At 40.9% G+C, this 8,349-nt stretch carries 8 protein-coding genes; 4 read left to right on the forward strand and 4 right to left on the reverse strand.

Annotated features, from left to right (window positions below):
- The first annotated feature begins 146 nt into the window (after window positions 1–146).
- Window positions 147–734: a hypothetical protein gene (locus AC1D0K_RS11165; RefSeq protein ID WP_477398846.1), complete on the forward strand. Its 588-nt coding sequence runs from the start codon at window positions 147–149 to the stop codon at window positions 732–734.
- 65 nt (window positions 735–799) lie between these two features.
- Here AC1D0K_RS11165 and AC1D0K_RS11170 read toward each other — a convergent pair whose 3' ends face one another.
- On the reverse strand, window positions 800–1,801 hold the full coding sequence (locus tag AC1D0K_RS11170) for a tetratricopeptide repeat protein (RefSeq protein ID WP_477398848.1): 1,002 nt from the start codon (window positions 1,799–1,801) through the stop codon (window positions 800–802).
- 109 nt (window positions 1,802–1,910) lie between these two features.
- Between AC1D0K_RS11170 and AC1D0K_RS11175 the strand changes: the two genes are divergently transcribed.
- The 3 genes from AC1D0K_RS11175 to AC1D0K_RS11185 all read left to right on the forward strand — a co-directional run bounded on the left by AC1D0K_RS11175 (window position 1,911) and on the right by AC1D0K_RS11185 (window position 4,369).
- A complete protein-coding gene (locus AC1D0K_RS11175) occupies window positions 1,911–3,125 on the forward strand; it encodes a serine hydrolase domain-containing protein (RefSeq protein WP_477398850.1) in 1,215 nt (404 codons plus the stop codon).
- Window positions 3,126–3,313: 188 nt separating this feature from the next.
- Window positions 3,314–3,628, forward strand: coding sequence for a YbaB/EbfC family nucleoid-associated protein (locus AC1D0K_RS11180; protein ID WP_295716627.1), 315 nt, complete (start codon window positions 3,314–3,316; stop codon window positions 3,626–3,628).
- 60 nt (window positions 3,629–3,688) lie between these two features.
- Window positions 3,689–4,369, forward strand: a complete 681-nt coding sequence (locus tag AC1D0K_RS11185; RefSeq protein WP_477398853.1) for a metal-dependent hydrolase — start codon at window positions 3,689–3,691, stop codon at window positions 4,367–4,369.
- 160 nt (window positions 4,370–4,529) lie between these two features.
- Here the strand turns inward: AC1D0K_RS11185 and AC1D0K_RS11190 are convergent, their stop codons facing one another.
- From AC1D0K_RS11190 to AC1D0K_RS11200, 3 genes are all read right to left on the reverse strand, one after another.
- Complete coding sequence (locus AC1D0K_RS11190) at window positions 4,530–4,712, reverse strand: hypothetical protein (RefSeq protein ID WP_477398855.1); 183 nt, start codon at window positions 4,710–4,712, stop codon at window positions 4,530–4,532.
- A gap of 70 nt (window positions 4,713–4,782) precedes the next feature.
- Window positions 4,783–6,045, reverse strand: a complete 1,263-nt coding sequence (locus AC1D0K_RS11195; protein ID WP_477398857.1) for a glucose-1-phosphate adenylyltransferase — start codon at window positions 6,043–6,045, stop codon at window positions 4,783–4,785.
- On the reverse strand, window positions 6,042–7,466 hold the full coding sequence (locus tag AC1D0K_RS11200; protein WP_477398859.1) for a glycogen synthase: 1,425 nt from the start codon (window positions 7,464–7,466) through the stop codon (window positions 6,042–6,044). Before AC1D0K_RS11200 ends, AC1D0K_RS11195 begins: the two co-directional genes overlap by 4 nt.
- Between the last annotated feature and the right edge of the window lie 883 nt (window positions 7,467–8,349).

Genomic DNA, 8,349 nt, shown 5'->3' on the forward strand with positions numbered 1-8,349 from the left:
CACTCAGCTTAAAGTTTAACATATTGCCTTAAAGCAGCTTATATATTATATACAATATATTTCCATTAAAAATAAAAAATACTATTTTTTTTAGCATAACATATGTTTATATTTTTTATTTTAGGCAAAAAAACCAAATCATAATTATGAAAAAATTTACTTTTTTAGCTCTTATTCTGTTTGCTTTCTCATGCGATTCAAATGATAAAGCAATTTCATCAAGTTCCGATTCAACTAAAACTGACACATCAACATCAAAAAAATTGGAAAGCAAATCAGATTCTTCTGTCACTGAATCTCAAGACTCCGAAAAGCCAAAATGGGAATACTCAGAAAAAGAGGATAAAATGACCAATAAAACAAATTACTATGCATCAATAGACGCAAATGAATTATTAGATTTTCCGTTTCCTTATGATGGAGGCTCAACGGCATCCTTAAACATAAGAAAAACAAGCACCGGAAATGAGGCTATTTTGCAAGTAAGTAAAGGGCAATTCATAACTGATGTTGAAGGTACAGAAGTTAAAATCAAATTTGATAGCGAACAGCCAACCACATTTAACTGTTCATCTTCATCTGATGGAAGCACCAACGTCCTTTTTATAAATTCGACCAACAAATTGATCAAAAAGCTAAAAACAGCAAAAAAAATAATTATCCAAGCAGAATTTTATGAAAGTGGAAGTAAGGAAATGGAATTCGATGTAACTGGCTTTACCTGGGCTCATTGATATTATTAAAATGAGATTTTAGACTTGCGATATTACCCTCGTAAGTCTAAAATTTCCTTCTTTTTTCAAAACTTTCTTTCCACGCCAGCAACCCAGGCCTCCAGTGCCTTGCGCTTATCCTCATTTTGCTGTAACCATTGTTTACCTGCCTCTTTATTGGCGCTTAAACCCATCAGCCTGGCAAATGCCTGCATGTTATTAGTTTTACTTAGCTGATAAAAGAAGTTAGCGTAGTAATGTCTGAAAAAAACGTTACCTGTTTGCTTTTCGGCGAGCTGGCCAACAGCTTCAAAAACGGCTTCCAACTGGTTCTCCAATAATTCGGCAGCGGTTGAGCCGGGTTTTGCCTTTGCTATGGCCGCATTTAATGTTCTGTTCAATGCGGCGGTTGATGCTTCCGCTTTGGCATCTTCTGCTTTTAAGGTACCACCTTTTAAAATGCTTTGCATATTGGTATAGGCTTCGTCGCTTCTTGGGCCATCGGGCTCCAGCAACAAAAAGCTGCACAATCCCATTAAGGCCGCTGCCCTTTTGTTTTGATGAAAAGTAACCAGTCCATACAAGCGCTGACTATTGGCATGTTTAGGGTCGAGTTTAATAGCTTCGATAGCGGCCTGCTCTGCTTCGGGATATTGTTTGGCACGGAAATAGGCTATACCAAGGTTAAAATACAGTGGCTGGTAATCCGGCTTTATTTTCAGTCCTTCTTTGTAGGCATCAATTGCCTGCTGCGGCTGGTGGCTACTATCATAAATACCGCCCAGCAATTCATAAGCCGGTCCGGTAAAGTTGGAGTTGGTTTTAATTACCTTGTTTAAATATGGTACGCCCTCCATTCCTTTGCCCAATGCATTTAAACTAAAAGCCATCTGGTAATTGGCCTGCGCGTTTTCGGGATCGGCTGTCAAAGCTTGCTTATATTTTTCTATCGCGCCCGCGTAATTATGATCGTTATTTAGTTGGATACCTTGCTTTATTAAGGCAGCAACGTCGCTTTCCTGCGTGTAAGCAACAGCAGAAAACAATAAAATCGCTATCAACAGGCAACTGGTTTTAATCAAATTCATACTTAAACATACAAAGAGATTTAACTAAAAGAAAAAAATAAAAACTTTAATCGATACCTGCTGTATAATTTCTAATTTTCGCTTTCGTTTAAGAGTGAGAAATTTACCTATGAAGTTATTGTATAAGAGCGCCTTTTTGTTTACCGCCTCCCTGCTGATTTTAACAGCCTGTTCATCAAAAAATAAAGATAAAAACCAAGCTGCTGCCCCCCTTCCCGGCAAACCTTTAGATACCACTGCACTGATGGCCTACAACCCCAAACAAGGGGATAAAAAGATAGACGCGGTAATGCAGGAACTGCACCGTACCCGTGGTTTCAACGGCAATGTGCTGGTTGCAAAAAAAGGTAAAATAGTTTATGAAAATGCCATCGGCTGGGCCGATTACCTGCACCGCGATAGCCTGAAGCTAAGTTACCAGTTTGAACTGGCCTCGGTTACCAAAACCATGACATCTACCGGTATACTGATGCTGATGGAGCGCGGCAAGCTTAAATTGGATGATGATGTAAAGAAATTTTTTCCGGATTTTCCTTATGATGGAGTAACCATCCGCCTGTTGCTTACGCACCGCTCCGGCATGATGAACTATGTATATTTTATTGATGATATATATCGCAGCCAGCATCTTAACCAAAGGAAAGGAATTTCAAATGCCGACGCAATGAAAATGATTGCGGAATATAAACCGCGACCTTTTAACGTGCCCAACAAAAGATTTCTTTACAACAATTCCAATTTCATGGTATTGGGTTCTATTATCGAAAAAGTGAGCGGAGAATCCTACACCCAGTTCATGAAGGATAATGTATTTAAACCTGCAAGTATGGCGCATACCAATGTGTATTCCAAAGCGGTATATGACAAAATCCCGGTTCACGTTGTAGGGCATGATCGCGGTCAGTGGAAATATTCTGTGGCACAAAACTTTTTGGATGGCCCTGTGGGCGATAAGGGCATTTACAGCACCGTGGGCGACCTGTTTTTATTTGACCGCGCTTTGCGCGCCGGGCTGTTATTAAAACAGGCTACACTTGATTCGGCTTATGTGCCGCGCAATCCTATGTTGCATGGCCACTTTAGTTATGGTTATGGCTGGCGTACCTTTACCGCACCGGGACAGGAGGTTATTTACCATACCGGCTGGTGGCATGGTTTCAGGCACATTTACCTGCGCGATATGAAAAACGATATCACTGTTGTGTTGTTATCTAATTTAGCCAATGGAAGCCTGCTTAAACTCGACGATCTTTTTAGAGCTGCCGGGATGCCTGTAGTAAGAAAAAGCGCCTACAACGGTAATGGTGATACCAGTGACGATTAATTCGTGGTTCGTGGTTCGTGGTTCGTGGTTCGTGGTTCGTGGTTCGTGGTTCGTGGTTGGAATCGACTTAAAACTATTTGGTTTTGAAATTGTAAAATTTAAGTGTCAATTCATTTAAACAATTACTCATCTGCATATTTGCACATCTGTAATCTGCACATACGCATATTTGCATATCTAATAAAATTATGTTTGATAAAATAATGGAAGCCCAGCAAAAGGCTGGCGAATCAAAAAAACGCCTGGATGCTATCAGCGTATCGGGTACTGCCGAAGGTGGTAAAATTACGGTTACGGCCAATGCTAATAAAGTGGTACAATCGGTAAATATTGATAGTGCTTTTTTGGCTGATGCTGATAAAGAAGAACTGGAAGAGTTATTGGTTGTAGCCTTTAATAAAGCCATGGAACAAGCCGATAACATAAGCCAGGCCGAAATGGCAGCCATGACCAAGGATATGTTTGGCGGTATGGGCGGCCTGGGTAGCTTATTTGGTAAATAGTCCAATACCCTTTTTAGGGAACGAGGGTTTAAGATAACTGAAAACAAATATCATTCTACTATGAAAACTACCTATTACGGCCAATCGACAGTCGAAATAGAATTGAGCAACGGCAAAAAACTATTGTTTGATCCATTTATAACACATAACCCACTGGCAAAGGATATTGACATCAATACCTTAAAACCAGATTACATTTTAATATCTCATGGTCATGGCGATCATATTGCAGACCTGTTTGAGATTCAGAAAAACAGTGGCGCCAAGGTAATATGTATTGCTGAAATTGCCGGCTGGCTTAACAGCAAAGGCGTTGATAATGTACATGGAATGAACATTGGCGGCGGCTTTAATTTTGATTTCGGCAGGGTAAAAATGGTGAATGCCGTGCACTCCAGTACCATGCCAGATGGCTCACCGGGTGGCAACCCCGCCGGTTTCCTGTTATCGGTTGAAGGTAAAAAGATATACTTCGCCGGCGATACGGCCCTTACTTATGATATGAAACTGCTGGCAGACGACAACCTCGACTGGGCATATTTGCCAATTGGCGATAACTATACCATGGGTGCAGATGATGCCATAAAAGCCAGCGCTTTCATCAATTGTAAAAACATCATTGGGATACATTATGATTCGTTTGAAGTTATCAGGATTGATAAAGACGAAGTAAGGGGAAAGTTCATCAAAACAGGCCTGAATTTAAAGTTACCTGCAATTGGCGAAACGATTGATTTGTAGCTCACCAATAGTCTTGCCGAACTTGTTTCGGCACCCCACGCGCATGGTATACACTATGTTGGTTACTTGTCCTGTGAGATCCTGAAACAAGTTCAGGATGACCCGGATATAAACCAAAAAGCCTCCCGATAATCAGGAGGCTTTTTGGTTACAATGAAGGTTACTTCTTCATTTTCATGGTGTCCTTTTTCATTGTTGTATCCTTTTTCATCTTCTTTTTCATTTTTTTCTTGGTAGTATCTGTTTGCATAATACCATTTGAAGATTTTACGGGTACCCCATGCGCAAAAACGCTTCCGAAAGAGATTGCTGCTAAAGCAATCATACAAAGTGCCTTTTTCATAGTTAATTGTTTTATAGTTTTATATTATCTATAACAAATTAACCATTGATTGTTTTTACTTAATTTATTATTAAATAACGGTGCCGTTTGGAATAATGGCACGCTTTTTAACAACTACAATACCATCCTGTACCGTGTGGGTGCCGTAATCACCGTCTTCCAGCTTTTCGCCACAGTTGATAACCACATCGTCGCCGATATAGGTATTTTTATCAATGATGGCATTTTTAATCTTACACCTGTCGCCGATACCCATTATTGGCGATGCACTAAGTTTCAGTTCGGCAATCTGCTCTAATGTCTGGTAGCTATCGCAACCCATTACATAGCAGTTTTCAATTTCGGTATCAACTCCAATACGGGTACGAATCCCTATAATTGATCGCGTAATTTCTTTAGCGCTGATAATGCAACCGTCAGCAACAATAGATTTGTTCAATGTTGTACCTGATACCTTTGATGGCGGCAGCATGCGCGCCCGGGTGTAGATATGATTTTCGCCAAAAAGGTTAAATTTAGGTATCTCATCCGTTAAACCCAGGTTAGCGTCAAAAAATGACGGAATGGTACCAATATCTGTCCAGTAACCTTCATATTGATAGCTCAATACCTTATGCTCAACTATTGACTGCGGGATAATCTCTTTACCAAAGTCGGTACGATCATTCCCTTCCAACAAATCATACAGCAGTTTGCGGTTGAAAATGTAAATACCCATAGATGCCAGGTAAACCCTGCCTTCAGCCTGCATTTCATCACTTACCTCAGATGCCCAGCTCTCAAAGTTTGATTTTGGTTTTTCAACAAAAGCAGTAACCATACTATGCTCATCAGCTTTTAAAATACCAAAGCCCGGTACATCAGCTGCATCAACAGGAATGGTAGCGATAGAGATCTCAGCGCCGGATTCGATGTGCTTGTTGATCATATCCTCAAAATCCATCTGGTACAATTGGTCGCCTGATAGGATCAGTACATACTCAAACTCGTGCACCGCCAAATGGTGGAGACTTTGCCTTACCGCATCGGCCGTACCCTGGAACCAGGCCACGCTTGATGGTGTTTGCTCGGCAGCCAAGATATCAACAAAAGCATCGCTGAAACTGCTGAAGTGATAGGTGTTTTTGATGTGCTTGTTTAAAGATGCAGAGTTAAACTGCGTTAATACATAAATACGCGTAATACCCGAGTGCAGGCAATTCGAAATTGGAATATCAACCAAACGGTACTTACCGGCAATTGGCACAGCCGGTTTTGAACGTGTTGCAGTAAGTGGTGATAAGCGACTGCCCTGGCCACCGCCAAGCACAATTGAGATTACTTTAGATGTCATATCTGAGGGTTTAAACTTTCATAAAGGTTTATATATTCTTTGGCCGAACGGTCCCAGGAAAAATCAAGGGCCATCATACGCTTGCGTAATATTTGTAATTGTGCGGGGTTTTGGTAAAGTGTTATGGCACGTGTAATAGCATGGTAAATATCATCAACACTAACCTGGTTAAAGCGGATACCGTAGCCCCCCTCATCACCAAAATCAATTACCGAATCTATCAACCCGCCTGTACTGCGTACAATTGGCATGGTGCCATAGCGTAAAGAATATAGTTGATTAAGTCCGCATGGTTCCACACGGGATGGCATCAGCAGGAAATCGGCACCGGCGTATACCACATGGGCTAATGCCTCATCATAACCAATAAATACATTGCACCTGCCAGGATATTTATCCTTAAGATCAAGCAATGCTATCTCCATTTCCTTATCGCCAGAGCCAAGTATAAAGAAGTTAGCTTCATCTCCATACTCTGCCAGTATACGATCAATGGCTTCAGGCAACAGGTCGGCTCCTTTTTCAATCACCAATCTACCGATAAACACAAACAATGGCTTAGCCGGGTTTAAGCCAAAGCGGGTGCAAAGCGCTTCTTTGTTGGCTTGCTTGCCTTTAGCCAGGGTCCGGGTATTAAAATGATGAGGCACCATTGGGTCGGTTTGAGGATTCCAAACCTCCGTATCAATACCGTTGATGATACCATAGCCTTTAGCCCTTTCAATATAAAAAAGGTATTCTAACCCGTTTGAATTGATGGTGAGCTCGCGTAAGTAAGTTGGTGATACCGTGGTATACAGCCAGCTACATTTTACAGCGGCTGCCAAGGGGTTTATTCCACCGGCCCAATCAAGTAAACCAGCGGCAGTCATATCAATCTCGGGCAGGTAGGGTAACTGTTCCCAACCAAAAGCACCATGATACTGGCCATTGTGTATAGTAAAAATGGTTGGCACATTTGCCAATCGCTTATATAACTTGGAGTGATAAAGCAGGAATGGGACCAGGCCAGAATGATGGTCATGGCAATGAATAAGATCAGGCGTTTGCTGCGAGTAGCTGATCCAATCTAAAAAAGCCAGCTGGAAAGCAATAAACTGCTCCCTTTCGTCGGGATAGCTGTAAACATTTTCCCGGTCAAGCAGACCAGGGATGTAAACTAAAAATAGCTCAAAACCCAGTTTATCGGTCTTCTCCTTTAAAATTTCAAAATAAAGGCGGCGTGTATTCAGTAAAGTAACGGCACTAAAAACTACCTCAAATTCGTTTTCCTGGGTAAACTTGCGGTCGTAATAAGGCATCACAACTGCTGCCTGCAAACCTGCCATATTTTGGTATTTAGGCAGTGCACCAACAACATCTGCAAGACCGCCAACTTTGGCGACAGGATAACATTCGGCACTCAGATGGAATATTTTCATTTAGGTTTTATTGGCTCAATTTAAGGAAAGATTACCAAAAGAGAAACCTATAATAATTAATATAGTTTTTTAAATTTAGATATGATATTGTAAAAATCTTATTAACCTTTTCATGTATATATTGAAATATTGGTAGAAAAAGAGAGTAAACAAACCCTGCTGACATCTGGGTTTAGATACACTAAGGTGCTTTTTGGAAGCGAAAAACCTGTAGTGTTGCTTATTCAATAAAAAAATGTCATTGTTAGTAATAAAATTCCGGGGAACTCCGAAGGAGAAATGACGTTTTAAAAAGTTTGTCATCCTGAGGAACGAAGGATCTATTCGCAGACTATACAGGGCGAAAAAGCATAGTGAATACTAGATCCTTCACTATCGTTACCCATGACGTGTTTATTTGATACCAGGCAATCGGCTCTGTATGCTGGCAACGACTCACCCCGCCGGTCCGCCATTCGCGGACGGCGACCCTCCTATGTTTGTTATCAAATGATAAATTAGATTAGCAGAATAAAAAGTGAAAGGAAATGAGAGCAGACGGCGACCCCAACAACCATAAGGTATGTTCAGAGAGAGAGACTGCCTCATTTCCTTTTACCCTTTAGAGTTTGAACAGAATGTAAGGAATATTGCTTAGCGATATATCCAGGATATCCAACCAGGAGAGCAAACGAAGAAGGGTTATTCACTTTTGATATATTATTAATCAAATTAAGTGATGACAAAGATTTTAAAACAGGTAGCCGGTATTGACGTGGCACAAGATGAACTGGTAGTCTCTTTAGGGCGGGTAGATCAATCCCTTTGTAAAGAAGTTTATGCTTATAAAACATTTGCCAACAAACCATCAGGTTTTACCGCGTTATTGGTGTGGATAAAGAAA

The organism is Mucilaginibacter sp. P1_A3, assembly GCF_056406855.1.